Raw genomic sequence first — 14,711 nt, forward strand, 5'->3', positions numbered from 1 at the left:
CAGACGCCTTGTGAGCCGGGCAGCCGTCGCAGGGGTACGACGTCTCAGCAGACGACGAACCCAGGACGACCTGAGGAGCTTGGTGATGTACGCAGCAGTCCGGCGGTACGAAGGGGTGACCGACTCGGCCGAGGCGGCACGTCTCGTGAACGAGGGGTTCGTGCCGCTCATGCGCCAGGTCTCCGGCTTCGTGGCCTACTACTGGATCGACACCGGGGACGGAGTGATGGTCTCGACCAGCGTCTTCCAGGACCAGGCCGGTGCCGCCGAATCGATCTCGAGAGCTGCGGACTTCGTGCGGGACAACCTTGCGTCCCTGCTCCCCAACCCTCCACAGGTCATGGCCGGCGAGGTGGTGGCTTCCGCATGACGGCGTTCGGACCAGCCACATGCAATTGACACCGCTCGCCCACGAGATCCACGCGCGCGTGCGGGCCGGTGAACTCGACCTGGCCGCCGTGCTGTTGCCCGACGAGCGGACCTACCTGGTCGCCGAGGTGGTTCTCGCGCATCTGCGGTCGTAGGGGTGTCCTGGGCGGGGAGACTCCTCCCCGGAGGCTCCGGACGCGGGTCGGGATGGCCGGGAGCCGCGGGTGCGGGACGGTACGGCGGCCGGGCCGGTGGTCAGGCGGCCTCGATGACCTCACCGCGGATGGCGGCGGCCCACTCCACGACCAGCAGCTCGTACTCCGCCCGCTCCTGCGCCGACAAGGAGCCGCCCGTACGCATCCAGAGCGCACGAATCTGCTCATTTAACGCGGCCGCAGACCGCACGGAACCAGGGGGCACGGAATCTGGGGACATGCGGAACAGCCTAGGCGCAAGGACTGACACTGCGCTACCGGACGGCTACGCACACCGTATGTGGTTGGTCACGGTGGATCCTGGTGGAACGTGTTCTGCCGCGACCTGGGGCGCCCTGACAGGTGACCCGCGGGCGTGACGGGCCCGGCAGGGGCGGCCACGGCCGGGCCGCCGGGGTCCACCGCGGCGGCCTCGGGCGCGCCCCGGTCAGCCCGCGGACTCCGCCGCGTGCGGGCTCAGCGCCCCCGTGGCCACGAGCGCGATGATGACGATGCCCAGCGCGATCCGGTACCAGACGAACGGCATGAAGCTCTTGCTGGAGATGAACTTCATGAACCAGGCGATGACGGCGTAGCCGACCACGAACGCGATGATCGTGGCGAAGATCGTCGGTCCCCACGAGACGTGCCCGCCCTCGCTGGCGTCCTTCAGCTCGAACGCGCCGGAGGCGAGCACGGCGGGGACGGCGAGCAGGAAGGAGTAGCGGGCGGCGGCCTCACGGGTGTAGCCCATGAGCAGGCCGCCGCTGATGGTGGCGCCGGACCGGGAGACGCCCGGGATCAAGGCCATCGCCTGGCAGACGCCGTAGATCAGGCCGTCCTTGACGCTCAGCTCCTGGAGCGACTTGCGCTGCTTGGCGGCGCGGTGCCGGCCGCCCGTCTCGTCGCGTGCCGCCAGCCGGTCGGCGACGCCGAGCACGACACCCATGACGATCAGCATCGTCGCGGTCAGCCGCAGGTCGCGGAAGGGCCCCTCGATCTGGTCCTTGAGCGTCACGCCGAGCACGCCGATCGGGATCGAGCCGACGATCACCAGCCAGCCCATCTTGGCGTCCTGGTCGTGCCGCATCGCCTTGTTCGTGAGCGAGCGGAACCACGCCGAGACGATCCTCGCGATGTCCTTACGGAAGTAGATCAGCACCGCGGCCTCCGTGCCGATCTGGGTGATCGCCGTGAAGGCCGCTCCCGGGTCGTGCCAGCCCGCGAACGCGGCGGTGAGGCGCAGGTGCGCGCTGGACGAGACGGGAAGGAATTCGGTCAGCCCCTGGACGAGTCCGAGGACGAGGGATTCAAACCAAGACATGGAATTTCGTGGTCCAAGTGCTGATCGTGGAAGGGTTGATGGGGCGTTGCCGCGCGCACCGGCCGTCGGGGCGCGGTGATCACGGGTCTTGAGGGGCAGCGTAGCGTCCCGTACCGACAGCCCGACCACAGGGTCTTCGCAGGACGTTCGAAACACCGGCGCCCCCGGCCGGGGTTCCCCGCAGGCGCGGGTATCGCCCCGCCGCACGGCCGCTCGGGACTGTTCCCGCGCGGACTGTCCTGGGGCCGACACCTTCCATGGCCGCCGGATCGATCCCGTAACTTGACCATGTAAAAAGCTAGTTGACGGTGCGTCAGGTCATATGGCCGGTGCGCGCCGGTGACCGCGACGCCCGGAACGTGCACGCCGAACCACCCGCCGTGCACGCAACCAAGCCCCTACGTCACCCGCCGTGAACGCAACGGGCCCAACGTCACGCCTCGTGCATGCGGCCGCACCTCAAGTCACGCGCAGTGCATACAGTCGAACCCCGACGTCACGCCCAGTGCGCACAGTCGGACCCCTGCGTAACCCACGTAACCGCCGTGCGCACAGCCGCCCCTACGCCGCCGCGGGCCCCGTCACCGTCCAGCCCGGGGACTGCGGGTGGGCCGTCAGGTCGTCGTGCCGGACCTCCTCGCCGCAGTCCCGGCAGACGACCTGGGCGACCAGCTCGTGGCCGCAGGAGTGCTGCAGCACCATGGGGCGGAAACCGTCCTCCTGGAGATGCCGGTCCCCCCATGCCATCAGCGTGAACAGCACCGACTCCAGCTCCCGGCCGGCCGGAGTGGGCCGGTACTCGTAGCGCTTGGGGCGCTCGTTGTACTCCACCTTCTCCAGCACGCCCGCCTCCACCAGCCGCTTGAGCCGCGCGGTCAGCACATCGCGCGGGGCCCCGATGTTGCGGACCAGCTGGTCGAAACGCGTGGCGCCCAGGGATACCTCGCGGAGCACGAGCAGGGAGTACTTCTCGCCGACGAGGGCGAGCGTGGCGGCGATCGAGCAGGGGCGGGAGTCCTTCATGCCGACCAGTCTAGAGGGTGGGTTGGTTCTTCCAACCCTCTGGGCTACTCTTGGGTCGCTTAGCGGGTTTGGGAAACCAACTCACCCGTTCCGGGTGTGCGGTGCGGCCCAGCCCGTCCGACCGCCGGTTCCTCACTGGAGAGGCCCACCATGCGCGACGCCGTGATCGTCGAAGCCGTACGCACCCCCGTGGGCAAGGGCAAGCCGAACGGCGCCCTCGCCCATGTCCACCCCGTGGAACTCCTCGCCCACACCCTGCGCGCCCTGGTCGAGCGGTCCGGCGTCGATCCGGCGCTGATCGACGACGTCATCGGCGGCACCGTCGACCAGGTCGGCGAGCAGGCCATGAACACCACCCGGTACGCCGTGCTGTCGGCGGGGTTCCCCGAGACGGTTCCCGCGACGACCGTCGACCGGCAGTGCGGCTCCTCCCAGCAGGCCGTGCACTTCGCGGCGCAGGGCGTCCTGTCCGGTGCCTACGACCTGGTCGTCGCCTGCGGTGTGGAGTCCATGAGCCGCGTCCCTATGTGGTCGAACGTGCCGGCGGGCAAGGACCCCTTCGGGCCCGGCGTCGCCGAGCGCTATCCGGAGGGTCTCGTCCCGCAGGGCATCAGCGCCGAACTGATCGCCGCGAAGTGGGGGCTGTCGCGCGAGCAGCTGGACGCCTTCGCGGTGAGTTCCCACCGCAAGGCGGCCGCGGCCTGGGACAACGGCCTGTTCGACGCCGAGGTGGCCCCGCTGGACGGCGTACGGCGGGACGAGTGCGTACGGCCCGCCAGCACTCCGGAGACCCTCGCCGGGCTCAAGCCCGCGTACTACGACCCCGCCTTCGGTGAGCGCTTCCCGCAGATCGAGTGGAACATCACCGCGGGCAACGCGAGCCCGATCAACGACGGCGCCTCGGCCGTGCTCATCACGTCGAGCGAGACGGCCGCCCGGCTCGGTCTGCGCCCGCTCGCGCGACTCCACAGCTTCGCGGTGACCGGCTCCGATCCGCTGCTGATGCTCACCGGCGTCGTCCCGGCCACCGAGAAGGTGCTCCGCAGGGCGCGGCTCGGCCTCGACGACATCGATCTCTTCGAGGTCAACGAGGCCTTCGCCAGCGTCGTCCTCGCCTGGCAGCAGGAGACCGGAGCGGACCTCGGCCGGGTCAACGTGCACGGCGGCGCCATCGCCCTCGGTCATCCGCTGGGCGCGAGCGGCACCCGGCTGACGACGACCCTCGTGCACGCGATGCGCGAACGCGGGGCCCGCTACGCGCTCCAGACGATGTGCGAGGCGGGCGGCCTCGCCAACGCGATGGTGCTGGAGGCCGTGTAGGCCCGTCGGAGCGGCGAGCCGCAGCACCAGGTGAACGGGTGACCGGGCCTTCGGCGGGTCAGCGGACGGCGCGCAGGTGGTGGCGCTTGCGCCAGGCCACCACCGTGCCGACCAGTGCCGGTACCGCGATGAAGCCCATGGCGACGAGGAACGCGGGCGAGGTCGGTGCCGAGGCGCGGGCGCCGGCGACGACGTACGCCGCCGTGTTCGGTACCGAGCCGAGCGCCGTCGCGAGCAGGAACGGCAGCCAGCCCATACGGGATACGGCAGCGCAGTAGTTGGCGGCCCAGAACGGCACCCCTGGGAAGAGCCGGGCCACCATCATCGAGCGGAAGCCGTGCCGGCTGAGCTGCCCGTCCGCCGCCTTGAGCCAGCGGCCCCGCAGCAGCGGGCGCAGGGCGTCCTGACCCAGGAAGCGGCCGAGACCGAAGGCAAGGCCCGCGCCGAGCACGGTCCCGCCCAGCGCGGCGCCCACTCCCAGTTGGGAGCCGAACAGGGCGCCCGCCGCGAGGTTGAGCAGCGGCCGGGGCACGAACGCGACCGTGCACAGGCCGTACGCCACCGCGAACACCAGGGCCGCCGCCGTGCCGCCGAGCTCGGGCGGCCAGCCGTCCGCGAGCAGGCGCTGCGGTTCGAAGAGGAGCACACCGGACGCGGCCGCCGCGAGCAGGACGAGCAGCAGGGACAGCCGGGACCAGGGCGAGAGCAGTACCCCGGTGCAGCGGGCGGCGAGTCTTCTCGAGGTCAGTGAGCGGTCCGGGTCGGACGGTCCGGGACGGGTGGCGCCGGTGAGCGGTCCGGTGCCGGGGAACTGCGTGGCGGAGACGGGCTCCGTGGCGGTGGCCGGGGGAGTGGCCGTGGCGGTGCCCCCAGAGCGGGTGGTGGCATCGAGCATCCGGTGACACTAACCGACCGGTGTGTGTGATCGCCGTATGGTTCGTCTCACGGAGGTCACAGATTCCCCGACATCGTGTGTGTCGGGCGGCATGCCGGACAGCGCCCCCTGCTGACGTTCCGTCCGCTCACCTCAACCGCGGCGGCTGAGCGACCGCCCGCCGGGCTCAGGAACCCGTCAGGACGACGAGCCGCTGGGTCGCCCGGGTCATCGCCACGTACCGGTCCACCGCACCTTCGATCCCCGTGCCGAAGTCCTGCGGGTCCACGAGGACGACCAGGTCGAACTCCAGCCCCTTGGACAGCTCGGGGGTCAGCGACCGGACGCGGGACCTCGCCCGGAAACCCGGGGCTCCGATCACGCACGCGATCCCGTCGGCGTGGTCGGCGAGCCAGCTCTCCAGGACCGCGTCCAGGTCCGAGACCGTCCCGTGGACGACCGGGACGCCGCTGCTGCGGATGGACGTCGGCACGTTCGCGTCCGGCAGCGCGGCACGGATGACCGGCTCGGCCTCCGCCATGACCTCCGCCGGCGTGCGGTAGTTGACGTCGAGAGAGGCGAGCGTGATCCGGTCGAGGCCGATCCGCTCCAGCCGTTCCCGCCACGACTCGGTGAAGCCGTGCCTGGCCTGGGCGCGGTCCCCGACGACGGTGAAACTCCGTGACGGGCACCGCAGGAGCAGCATCTGCCACTCCGCGTCGGTGAGTTCCTGGGCCTCGTCCACGACGACGTGCGCGAACGGTCCGGCGAGCAGGTCCGGATCGGCGGTGGGCAGCTCCGACTCGTCCACCAGGCTGACCCGGGCGTCCTCACCGCGCAGCATCCTCACGAGGCCCTCGCCGTCGTCGCCGTCGGCACCCGAGTCGGCCGCGGCCTCGATCAGGTTGTCGACCACCTGCGTCATGCGCTCGCGCTGCGCCGCCAGGACCGACTCCTGCCGGCGCCGGCGCCGGGCGGCCTCCGGATCGCCGAGCCGCTGCCGTGCCGCGTCCAGCAGCGGCAGATCGGACACCGTCCAGGCCCGGGCGTCGGCGCGCTGGAGCCGGCGTACCTCCTCGCGGCTCAGCCAGGGGGCGCACAGCCGCAGATAGGCCGGCACCGACCACAGATCCCCCACCAGGTCGGCCGCCTCCAGCAGCGGCCACGCCCGGTCGAAGGCCGCGACCAGCTCCCTGTCCTGCCGCAGCGATCTGCGGACCGCCTCGGCCGGCGCGTCCTCGTCGTGCTTCTCGACGAGGATCGTGAGCAGCTCCTCGAAGACCTGGTCGCGTGCCTCGTTGTGCGCGCTGCCCGGCTCCGCCGCCTCGAACGCCGTGGCCCAGTCGTCGGCACCGAGCAGGACCTCGGACCACGGGGTGGTGACCGTCATCCCCTTCGCCGGCGGCTCCTCGTAGAACCTGACGGCGGTCTCGATCGCCCGCACCATGTCCGCGGACGACTTGAGCCGGGCCGTCTCCGGATCGGTCTCGGCCGCCGCCCCCTCTCCCTCGGTGACGAGATCCCGCAGCGTGCAGGTCTGCACGCCCTCCTCGCCGAGGCTGGGCAGGACGTCCGAGACATACGCGAGGTAGGGCCGGTGCGGGCCGACGAACAGCACACCGCCCCGGCGCTGCCTCAGACGCGGGTCGGAGTACAGGAGGTAGGCCGAGCGGTGCAGGGCGACGACGGTCTTCCCCGTACCCGGACCGCCGTCCACCACGAGGGCTCCCCGGGAACCCGCCCGGATGATGGCGTCCTGGTCGGCCTGGATGGTGCCGAGCACGTCGCGCATCCGGGCCGACCTGTTGCCGCCGAGACTGGCGATGAACGCGCTCTGGTCGTCGAGCGCGGCGTGCCCGGCGAACCCGTCCGCGGTGAACACCTCGTCCCAGTAGTCGCCGATCCGGCCGCGGGTCCAGCGGTACCTACGGCGACTGGCCAGCCCCATCGGGTCGGCGTGGGTGGCGCCGAAGAACGGCTCGGCGGCGGGTGAGCGCCAGTCCAGCAGCAGCCGTCGGCCCGTGCTGTCGGTCAGGCCGAGCCGGCCGACGTACACGGGTCCGGAACCGTCGGCGGCGACCATGTGGCCGAGGCACAGGTCCAGGCCGAAGCGGCGCAGGGTGCCCAGGCGGGCGGTCAGGCGGTGGATCTCCGCGTCCCGGTCCATCGCCTGGCGGCCCGTGCCGCCGGGTGCCCTGCGTTCGGCGGCGAGACGGTCGGACAGCTCGGCGATCGTCTGGTCGAGGGTCCGCGCGAGGGCCGCGAAGTACCGCTCGTCGGCGGCGATCAGCTCCGGGTCGGCCTTGGGGGACAGGTGGTCGGGAAGGTCGAACACGCTGGTGGTCAGCGGATTCACAGGCATCGGCTCCGGTTCGGGGTGGCACGGCGGTCGGCTTCGGCCGGTCAGTGTGCGGCATCACGGGGGCCTTGCCGCAAGGCCCCCGGTGCGCTATACGTTGAGAGTGGAAAGGAGCGGACACCCCTCCTTTCCTCTTCTTTTTGCCCGCGGCGCGTAGACGGCCCCTCTTTGCCCCCGGCGCGCGGGCGACCTCTCTTTGTCCGTCGCGCGAGGACGGCCCCGCGTCACGGATCCCGGCGGCCGGGCGTCCCGTGCATCCGCCGCCCGCGTCGGGTCGGCAGAGAGTGTGGGGCCCTCGTCCCGCACCCCCAGTGAGGCCCGGGGGCCCGTCACCCGTCGGCCCCCACGCGGCGCCGGCCCGCCGCACCACCGGCCCCTGACGCCCCGTCGGCACCGGGCGTGACCGGGCCGCGGAAAACCATTCGACGTGCGCACACGCGTCGGCGATGATCGCCTCATGTTCCGGCACGCCTTCCTCCTCGCGACATCCGCAGCAGCGGATGCGCCGAAGGCTGCCGTCCTCATCGTCACGGCCGCCGTCGACGGCGCCCGAAGCTGACCCTTCCCGGATCGTCCGGCGGACCCCGCAGGGGGAGGGTCGGCGAGTCCTCGGGGTCCCCGCTCCGGCCCGTGTGCGCCGGAGCTCTCACTCAGCTCAGCTGACACGAAGAGGCTTCGAGGTACAGCCATGCCCAAGACGGCTTACGTGCGGACCAAACCGCACCTGAACATCGGCACCATGGGGCACGTCGACCACGGCAAGACCACCCTGACCGCCGCCATCACCAAGGTCCTCGCCGAGCGCGGCTCCGGCACGTTCGTCCCGTTCCACCGGATCGACCGGGCGCCGGAGGAGGCCGCGCGCGGCATCACCATCAACATCGCCCACGTCGAGTACGAGACCGACACCCGGCACTACGCGCACGTGGACATGCCGGGCCACGCCGACTACGTGAAGAACATGGTCACCGGCGCTGCCCAGCTCGACGGGGCGATCCTCGTCGTGTCCGCGCTCGACGGGATCATGCCGCAGACCGCCGAACACGTGCTGCTCGCCCGGCAGGTGGGTGTCGACCACATCGTCGTCGCCCTCAACAAGGCCGACGCCGTGGACGACGGTGAGGACGCGGTGCTCGCCGACCTCGTGGAGCTGGAGGTCCGCGAGCTGCTCTCCGCGCACGGCTACGGCGGCGACGCCGTGCCCGTCGTACGGGTCTCCGGGCTCAAGGCCCTTGAGGGCGACCCCCGTTGGACCGCCGCGATCGACGCGCTGCTCGACGCCGTGGACACGTACGTGCCCATGCCGGAGCGGTATCTCGACGCGCCGTTCCTGCTCCCCGTCGAGAACGTGCTCACCATCACCGGGCGCGGCACGGTCGTGACGGGCGCGGTGGAGCGCGGCACGATCCGGGTCGGCGACCGGGTCGAGGTGCTCGGCGCGGCCGTGGACACCGTCGTCACCGGCCTGGAGACCTTCGGCAAGCCCATGGCGGAGGCGCAGGCCGGGGACAATGTGGCCCTGCTGCTGCGCGGAGTGCCCCGCGACGCGGTGCGCCGCGGGCACGTGGTCGCGGCGCCCGGCAGCGTCGTCCCCCGACGCCGCTTCTCGGCGCGGGTGTACGTCCTGCCGACGCGCGAGGGCGGCCGTACGACGCCCGTCGCGACCGGCTACCGGCCGCAGTTCTACATCCGCACCGCGGACGTGGTCGGCGACGTCGACCTGGGCGAGGCGGCCCTCGCGCGGCCCGGTGACACCGTCACGATGACGGTGGAGCTCGGACGCGAGGTCCCGCTGGAGCCCGGTCTCGGCTTCGCGATCCGCGAGGGCGGCCGGACGGTCGGCGCGGGCACGGTGACGTCGGTCGGCTGAGACCGGCGCAGGGCTCGCACGGCGCGGGTGCCCGTCCCGAAGAGGGCGGGCACCCGCGCCGGTGCGTGCCGCTGCCGTGCGCGACACTGGCCTCCCAGGGCGACGGGCGGCGCGGGAGGGCGGAAAACCGTGGCAGGCAAGGCACTTGTGCTCGGTGGCGGAGGCCACGCCGGGATCGGCTGGCTGGCGGGAATCCTGTACGGGCTCGGCGAGGCCGGCGTCGACCTGAGCGACGCCGACGTGGTGATCGGCACGTCCGCCGGATCCTCGGTCGGCGCCCAGCTCACCTCCGGCGAGCTGACGCTGGAGGGGCTCTACCGGCGCCAGCTCGTCCCGCCCGCCGCCGAGATCGCCGGACGTCTGGGTCCCGCGCTGATCCTCCGGTTCGTCTGGTCCGCGCTGACCTCGCGCACCCCCGAGGCGTACGGCCGAAGGCTCGGCCGGACGGCGCTCGCGGCGAACACCACCTCCGAGGCCGAGCGCCGCGCGGCCATCGAGAGCCGGCTCGTCTCGCCAGAGTGGCCCGACCGCGCCCTGCTGATGCCCGCCGTGGACACGGCCACCGGCGAACTGCGCGTCTTCGGCAAGGACAGCGGCGTCGCCCTCGTGGACGCCGTGGCCGCGAGCTGCGCCGTCCCCGGCGTCTGGCCGCCGGTCACCATCGGCGGCCGCCGGTACAGCGACGGCGGTATCCACTCCGCTGCCAACGCCCACCTGGCCGCCGGATACGAGCGCGTGGTCGTCCTCGCGCCCCTGGCCGTCGGCGGCGGCCCCCTGGTGCCCGCCGCCGTGCAGGGCCGCAGGCTGGCGGAGGCCGGTGCGCGCGTGGCTGTCGTCACACCCGGCCGGGCGGCGAAGCGGGCGTTCGGGCGCAACCCGCTGGACCCGGCAGTACGGGCAGCCGCGGCGCGAGCCGGGCTGGACCAGGCACCGGCACACGCGACGGAGCTCGCGGAAGTGTGGCGGGGCTGAGCGGGGGCGGGGGAGCGCGGGCCGTCCCCGTTGGCCGGTGGGACGGGCCTGGCCCTTCGCGGTGCGTGAACGACGGCACAATGGAGCCGTGGACGAGCCGATACCCGTGACGCGGGACGTGGATCACGGGACCGCCAAGCTGATGCCGGACATCGACCGGCGGCGGGCCTGGCTGCTCACGGTCGACGGGGCCCCGCAGTCGTACGTCGACCTGGACGCCCCGACGCACCTGGAGTTCGAGTACGCGCGGCGGCTCGGGCACGTGCTGGACACCGTCGCGGAACCGGGACGGGCACTGGACGTCGTGCACCTCGGCGGCGGCGCCCTCACCCTGCCCCGCTACCTCGCGGCGACCCGGCCCGGCTCACACCAGGACGTCGTGGAGGCGGACCGCGCCCTGCTGGCCCTCGTCACCGAGCACCTGCCGCTGCCCGAGGCGGCGGGGATCACCGTGCACGGCGCGGACGCCCGCGACTGGCTGGAGGCCGCCGCGCCCGGGTCGGCGGACGTCGTGCTCGCGGACGTCTTCGGGGGCTCGCGCGTCCCGGCACACCTGACGTCCGTGGCCTACGCCCGCGCCGCCGGACGTGCCCTGCGCTCCGACGGCGTCTACCTGGCCAACCTCGCCGACGCGGCGCCCTTCGCCTTCCTCCGCTCCCAACTGGCCACCTTCTCCACGGTGTTCGAGGAGCTGGCGCTCATCGCCGAACCGGGCGTGCTGCGCGGCCGCCGGTTCGGAAACGCCGTGCTCGTGGCGTCCCACCGCCCCCTCGACACCGCGGCCCTCGCCCGCCGTACCGCCTCCGACGCCTTCCCCGCCCGCGTCGAACACGGCTCCGCACTGCGGGACTTCATCGGCGGCGCGGCTCCCGTGCACGACGAGGACGCGGTGCCCTCACCCGAGCCGCCCGACGGAGCCTTCGGCATCGGCTGACCCCAGGACGACGTCCGACACCGGCGTGGCCCGTGCCACCGCCTTCGTCCGGCGCGTCAGGTTCCGTACGTCGGGCACGCACAGGACCGCCGCCGTGACCACGACGACCAGCACCGCGCAGCCCCACAGGGAGGCGCCGCGGCCGAAGGCCTGTTCCGCCGGGCCGGCGAGGGCCGTAGCCAGCGGGACCATCGCGATCGAGCCGAACCAGTCGTACGCCGACACCCTGGAGAGCTTGTCCTCGGGGATCTCCTGGTGGAGTGCGGTCATCCACGAGACACCGAACACCTCGATCGCCAGGCCGCTGACGAACATCACGGCGCACAGCGAGCCCAGCGGCACGGGGACGGCCAGCGCGGCGGACGGAGCGGCCAGCGGGAAGACGCACAGCGTGCCCGCGAGCAGCAGCCGGCGCGGTTGCCAGCGCGTCATCAAGAGCGCCCCGCCGACGGTGCCGGCGCCGAACGCACCGAGGGCCAGGCCCCACGGTCCGGCGCCGCCGAGACTGTCACGCGCGACCAGCGGACCGAAGACCGACTCGGCGGCGCCGACCACCGCGACCACGACGGAGAACTGCGCGACGATCGCCCACAGCCACGGCCGCCCGGTGAACTCCCGCCATCCGTCGCGCAGATCGGCGAGCATTCCGCCGCCGGGCACGCGGGACGGTATGTGACTCACGTCGAGGAACGCGCGCAGGGATCCGGCGACCGCGAAGGCCAGCGCGTCAGCGGCCAGCACCCAGCCGGGTCCGGTCACGGCGACCATCGCCCCGCCGAGGGCCGCGCCGCCCAGTCCCGCTCCCTGCATCGCCATCCGGAACAGGGCGAAGGCGCGGCTCGCCTGCTCCCCGGTGACGGAGGACATCAGCATGCCCTCGGCCGCCGGGCTGAAGAACGCCTGCCCCGTGCCCCCGAGCGCGGTGAGCAGCATCATCTGCCACAGCCTCGGCTCCCCGGCGAGGACGAGGACCGCGAAGGCCGCCTGGGAGAGGCAGTTGAGCGCGTTGGCCGCGACCATCACCCGGTGGCGCGGCAGCCGGTCCGCGACCGCGCCGCCGATCAGCAGGAACAGGACCAGCGGGAGGGTGCGCGCCGCCGCGACCAGGCCGACGTCCGCGCCGTCACCGCCCGCGTCGAGGACCGCGAAGGCCGCCGCGATCAGGGCGCCGTGGCTGCCCAGGTTGGTGACGACCGCGGCGGCGGTCAGCAGGGAGTAGTTCCGGCCGGCCCAGGAGGGGCGGTGGCGGGGAGCGTCGACGGCACTGTTCACCCGCCGACTTTCCCCCGCCGCGTCCCGTCCCATCAAGTCGATTGCCCGTCAGGTGCCGGGCCCACCGGACCGTCCGGTGCCGGACGGCGGCTCAGGACTCGGGGTCGCCGTGCAGCCGCACCGTGGAGGCGATCTTCTTCACGATCGCGTCCGGCACCTCGTCCTTGACGCCCTTGGCCCCGTAGAAGGTGAAGGAGGCGAAGTCACCCGAGGAGTTCTTGAAGGCGAACGTGGTCGCCTTGCCCTCGGTGTCGCACTTGTCGTCCTTCTTGACCCCGCGTGTGTAGCTCGTCGCGATGCTGCCCTTGAGGCCCGACGCCGAGGTGAAGTCCTCGGCCTTGCCGATCACGATCTTCTTCTCGTCGGCCTTGGTCTGGTCCGTGTAACCGGCCCAGGCCCAGGTCGCGGAGTCACTGCGGGCGGCCTGGGCCGCACTCTTCGCGCCGCTCTGGCCCTTGGTGCCGGCCGCCGCGAGCTCGGTGTCGTCCTTCGTGCCGTCCTTGTCGTCGTCGGTCGTGCACCACTTCTCCTTGAGGAAGGCGGGTGCCGACATGCCGACGACCGCGGAGCCGTCCTCCTTCTGGGCGTCCTCGAAGCCGATGAAGGTGCCGGGGGTGCGCACCTCCCACTCCGCCGGGACGTCGAACGCCGTACCCCACTTGGGGTTGATGACGACCTTCCAGCCGGCGATGGTCGGCTTCTCGTCGTCGGTGCCGCGCGGGTTCTCACCCGTGGGGGACTCGCTCGGCTTCTCGGAGGCGGTGGCGGACGGCTTGGTGTTCTTGCCGTCGGCCTTGTCGTCCTTGTCGCCGCCGAGGACCAGCACACCGGTGACAGCGGCGGTGACGACCACGGCCGAGGCGGCCACGATCGCGACGACCTTCGTGCTCTTCCCGCCACCGGGCGACGGCTCGGGCGCGCCCGCGGGGGTGGGAGCGCCCCACTGCCCCGAACCCGGCTGCTGCTGGTACGGGTTGGGCTGCTGGTACCCCGGCTGTTGGTATCCCTGCTGCTGGTACGGATTCGGCTGCTGGTAACCCGACTGCTGGTACGGGTTCTGGTTCTGGTCCTGCGGGTTCTGCTCGCCCCCGGGCGGCTGCTGTCCTGGCCACATGGGCAGTAACCCTAGTGCCGCCCGTGACACGTTTGGGTCACTGCCTCTCGTCAGACCTGTACCGGGCGCCGGCATCCGCGCCCGGGGCGGGGGACCGGATCCGCCCTTTCCCGGGCTTTCCGCCGTATACCCGCACCGAGGGGACGCGGGGATCGCCCACGGGTCCTGGCCAACGGTGGCTACTCGTGGGTAACATCAGCGCATGAGCGCAGACCAGATGTCGATCGGCGAGATGCTCGCCGCCACCGTGCCGATGGCCAGGACCCTCAACCTGGAGTTCCTGGAGACCACGCCGGAGAAGGCAGTGGTAGCCCTGCCGGACCAGGGCGAGTACCACAACCACGTCGGTGGCCCGCACGCCGGAGCGATGTTCACGCTCGGTGAGTCCGCGAGCGGCGCGATCGTCCTGGCGGCGTTCGGGGAGCAGCTGTCGCGCGCCGTGCCGCTCGCCGTCAGCGCCGCGATCGCGTACAAGAAGCTCGCCATGGGCCCCGTCACCGCCACCGCGACGCTGGGCCGTCCGGCCGCCGAGGTCGTCGCCGAACTCGACGCGGGTCAGCGGCCCGAGTTCCCGGTCGCCATCGCCATCCAGCGCGCGGACGGTGCCGTCACCGGCGAGATGACGGTTGTCTGGACCCTCCGCCCGAACGGCTGATCCTCCACGCCCCGGGCAGCCGGCCCACTCCGGCCGCCCGGGACGGCCGCCCACAAGGACGACCGCGCCGCGTGCGCCGGACGGGGTCGCTGCCGCGCCTGTGACGCCCTGGGGGGGGCATCCCGGCGCGTGCGAATCTCGGCTGTCGGCTGTCGGCTGTCGGGTGTCGGCTCCGCGACGAAGGCCCGGTCGTACGCCTCCGCCGCCGACTCCGCGGCTCTGCTGTCCCGGGTGCTCATGACCCCGGCGCGCACGTCCCCGGCCGGCGAACCCCGGTGCGGACCTTCCGTTCGGCGTGCGCAAGGCGCGCGCCCCCGGTGCTGACGAACCCCTGGTGACGAACCCCGGTGCGGACTGTCCGCCGACGTGCGGATGGCGCACGTCCCCGGGTGCTGACGAACCCCGGTGCTGACGTAGGCCCGGCCTGCGGC

14 protein-coding genes are annotated in these 14,711 nt (G+C 72.6%); 7 read left to right on the forward strand and 7 right to left on the reverse strand.

The genetic code is table 11. The features are described from left to right. Positions 1-85 precede the first annotated feature (85 nt). Together ACZ4VA_RS12745 and ACZ4VA_RS12750 are read left to right on the forward strand one after the other, a co-directional pair. Positions 86-370 carry a hypothetical protein gene (locus ACZ4VA_RS12745; protein ID WP_355784708.1) on the forward strand — a complete coding sequence of 95 codons (285 nt, stop codon included), beginning with the start codon at positions 86-88 and terminating at the stop codon, positions 368-370. 19 nt (positions 371-389) lie between these two features. Continuing rightward, on the forward strand, positions 390-524 hold the full coding sequence (locus ACZ4VA_RS12750) for a hypothetical protein (RefSeq protein WP_355784711.1): 135 nt from the start codon (positions 390-392) through the stop codon (positions 522-524). 100 nt (positions 525-624) lie between these two features. Here the strand turns inward: ACZ4VA_RS12750 and ACZ4VA_RS12755 are convergent, their stop codons facing one another. From ACZ4VA_RS12755 to ACZ4VA_RS12765, 3 genes are all read right to left on the reverse strand, one after another. Further along, positions 625-804, reverse strand: a complete 180-nt coding sequence (locus tag ACZ4VA_RS12755; RefSeq protein WP_356171269.1) for a hypothetical protein — start codon at positions 802-804, stop codon at positions 625-627. A gap of 207 nt (positions 805-1,011) precedes the next feature. Next, positions 1,012-1,887, reverse strand: a complete 876-nt coding sequence (locus ACZ4VA_RS12760; RefSeq protein WP_356171266.1) for an undecaprenyl-diphosphate phosphatase — start codon at positions 1,885-1,887, stop codon at positions 1,012-1,014. A 561-nt stretch (positions 1,888-2,448) separates the two neighbouring features. Then, entirely contained in the window at positions 2,449-2,910 is a 462-nt protein-coding gene (locus ACZ4VA_RS12765) for a winged helix-turn-helix transcriptional regulator (RefSeq protein ID WP_468081176.1), read from the reverse strand. A gap of 150 nt (positions 2,911-3,060) precedes the next feature. Between ACZ4VA_RS12765 and ACZ4VA_RS12770 the strand changes: the two genes are divergently transcribed. After that, the gene (locus tag ACZ4VA_RS12770; protein ID WP_355790178.1) at positions 3,061-4,230 is read left to right on the forward strand and encodes a thiolase family protein; all 1,170 of its coding nucleotides are present in this window, start codon (positions 3,061-3,063) and stop codon (positions 4,228-4,230) included. A gap of 58 nt (positions 4,231-4,288) precedes the next feature. Here ACZ4VA_RS12770 and ACZ4VA_RS12775 read toward each other — a convergent pair whose 3' ends face one another. Both ACZ4VA_RS12775 and helR read right to left on the reverse strand, forming a co-directional pair. Continuing rightward, complete coding sequence (locus ACZ4VA_RS12775) at positions 4,289-5,125, reverse strand: TVP38/TMEM64 family protein (RefSeq protein ID WP_356171263.1); 837 nt, start codon at positions 5,123-5,125, stop codon at positions 4,289-4,291. 166 nt (positions 5,126-5,291) lie between these two features. Further along, on the reverse strand, positions 5,292-7,460 hold the full coding sequence (gene helR, locus ACZ4VA_RS12780; protein ID WP_468081487.1) for an RNA polymerase recycling motor ATPase HelR: 2,169 nt from the start codon (positions 7,458-7,460) through the stop codon (positions 5,292-5,294). Positions 7,461-8,151: 691 nt separating this feature from the next. Here helR and tuf point away from each other — a divergent pair. The 3 genes from tuf (at position 8,152) to ACZ4VA_RS12795 (ending at position 11,239) form a co-directional block, all read left to right on the forward strand. Further along, on the forward strand, positions 8,152-9,333 hold the full coding sequence (gene tuf / locus ACZ4VA_RS12785) for an elongation factor Tu (RefSeq protein ID WP_402372410.1): 1,182 nt from the start codon (positions 8,152-8,154) through the stop codon (positions 9,331-9,333). Positions 9,334-9,462: 129 nt separating this feature from the next. Next, entirely contained in the window at positions 9,463-10,305 is an 843-nt protein-coding gene (locus ACZ4VA_RS12790) for a patatin-like phospholipase family protein (RefSeq protein WP_468081179.1), read from the forward strand. Positions 10,306-10,393: 88 nt separating this feature from the next. Continuing rightward, the gene (locus tag ACZ4VA_RS12795; RefSeq protein ID WP_468081181.1) at positions 10,394-11,239 is read left to right on the forward strand and encodes a spermidine synthase; all 846 of its coding nucleotides are present in this window, start codon (positions 10,394-10,396) and stop codon (positions 11,237-11,239) included. Here the strand turns inward: ACZ4VA_RS12795 and ACZ4VA_RS12800 are convergent. Further along, the gene (locus tag ACZ4VA_RS12800) at positions 11,201-12,544 is read right to left on the reverse strand and encodes an MFS transporter (RefSeq protein WP_452922888.1); all 1,344 of its coding nucleotides are present in this window, start codon (positions 12,542-12,544) and stop codon (positions 11,201-11,203) included. The two genes, ACZ4VA_RS12795 and ACZ4VA_RS12800, sit on opposite strands and share 39 nt — an antisense overlap. Before the next feature lie 58 nt (positions 12,545-12,602). After that, positions 12,603-13,625 (reverse strand): DUF8017 domain-containing protein, encoded by a 1,023-nt coding sequence (locus ACZ4VA_RS12805; RefSeq protein WP_355789162.1) that lies wholly within the window; start codon positions 13,623-13,625, stop codon positions 12,603-12,605. A gap of 217 nt (positions 13,626-13,842) precedes the next feature. Here ACZ4VA_RS12805 and ACZ4VA_RS12810 point away from each other — a divergent pair, with 217 nt between their 5' ends. After that, positions 13,843-14,280, forward strand: a complete 438-nt coding sequence (locus ACZ4VA_RS12810; protein WP_356171371.1) for a DUF4442 domain-containing protein — start codon at positions 13,843-13,845, stop codon at positions 14,278-14,280. Positions 14,281-14,711: the final 431 nt, after the last annotated feature.

Source organism: Streptomyces sp. NPDC028308 (assembly GCF_055565855.1).

What these genes read in the sequence shown, in the direction of transcription:
- tuf (WP_402372410.1), top strand. Translation starts at nt 8,152, where the DNA reads ATGCCCAAGACGGCTTACGTGCGGACCAAACCGCACCTGAACATCGGC.
- ACZ4VA_RS12800 (WP_452922888.1), bottom strand. Translation starts at nt 12,544, where the DNA reads ATGGGACGGGACGCGGCGGGGGAAAGTCGGCGGGTGAACAGTGCCGTC.
- ACZ4VA_RS12750 (WP_355784711.1), top strand. Translation starts at nt 390, where the DNA reads ATGCAATTGACACCGCTCGCCCACGAGATCCACGCGCGCGTGCGGGCC.
- ACZ4VA_RS12805 (WP_355789162.1), bottom strand. Translation starts at nt 13,625, where the DNA reads ATGTGGCCAGGACAGCAGCCGCCCGGGGGCGAGCAGAACCCGCAGGAC.
- ACZ4VA_RS12760 (WP_356171266.1), bottom strand. Translation starts at nt 1,887, where the DNA reads ATGTCTTGGTTTGAATCCCTCGTCCTCGGACTCGTCCAGGGGCTGACC.
- ACZ4VA_RS12745 (WP_355784708.1), top strand. Translation starts at nt 86, where the DNA reads ATGTACGCAGCAGTCCGGCGGTACGAAGGGGTGACCGACTCGGCCGAG.
- ACZ4VA_RS12770 (WP_355790178.1), top strand. Translation starts at nt 3,061, where the DNA reads ATGCGCGACGCCGTGATCGTCGAAGCCGTACGCACCCCCGTGGGCAAG.
- ACZ4VA_RS12810 (WP_356171371.1), top strand. Translation starts at nt 13,843, where the DNA reads ATGTCGATCGGCGAGATGCTCGCCGCCACCGTGCCGATGGCCAGGACC.
- ACZ4VA_RS12755 (WP_356171269.1), bottom strand. Translation starts at nt 804, where the DNA reads ATGTCCCCAGATTCCGTGCCCCCTGGTTCCGTGCGGTCTGCGGCCGCG.
- ACZ4VA_RS12765 (WP_468081176.1), bottom strand. Translation starts at nt 2,910, where the DNA reads ATGAAGGACTCCCGCCCCTGCTCGATCGCCGCCACGCTCGCCCTCGTC.
- ACZ4VA_RS12775 (WP_356171263.1), bottom strand. Translation starts at nt 5,125, where the DNA reads ATGCTCGATGCCACCACCCGCTCTGGGGGCACCGCCACGGCCACTCCC.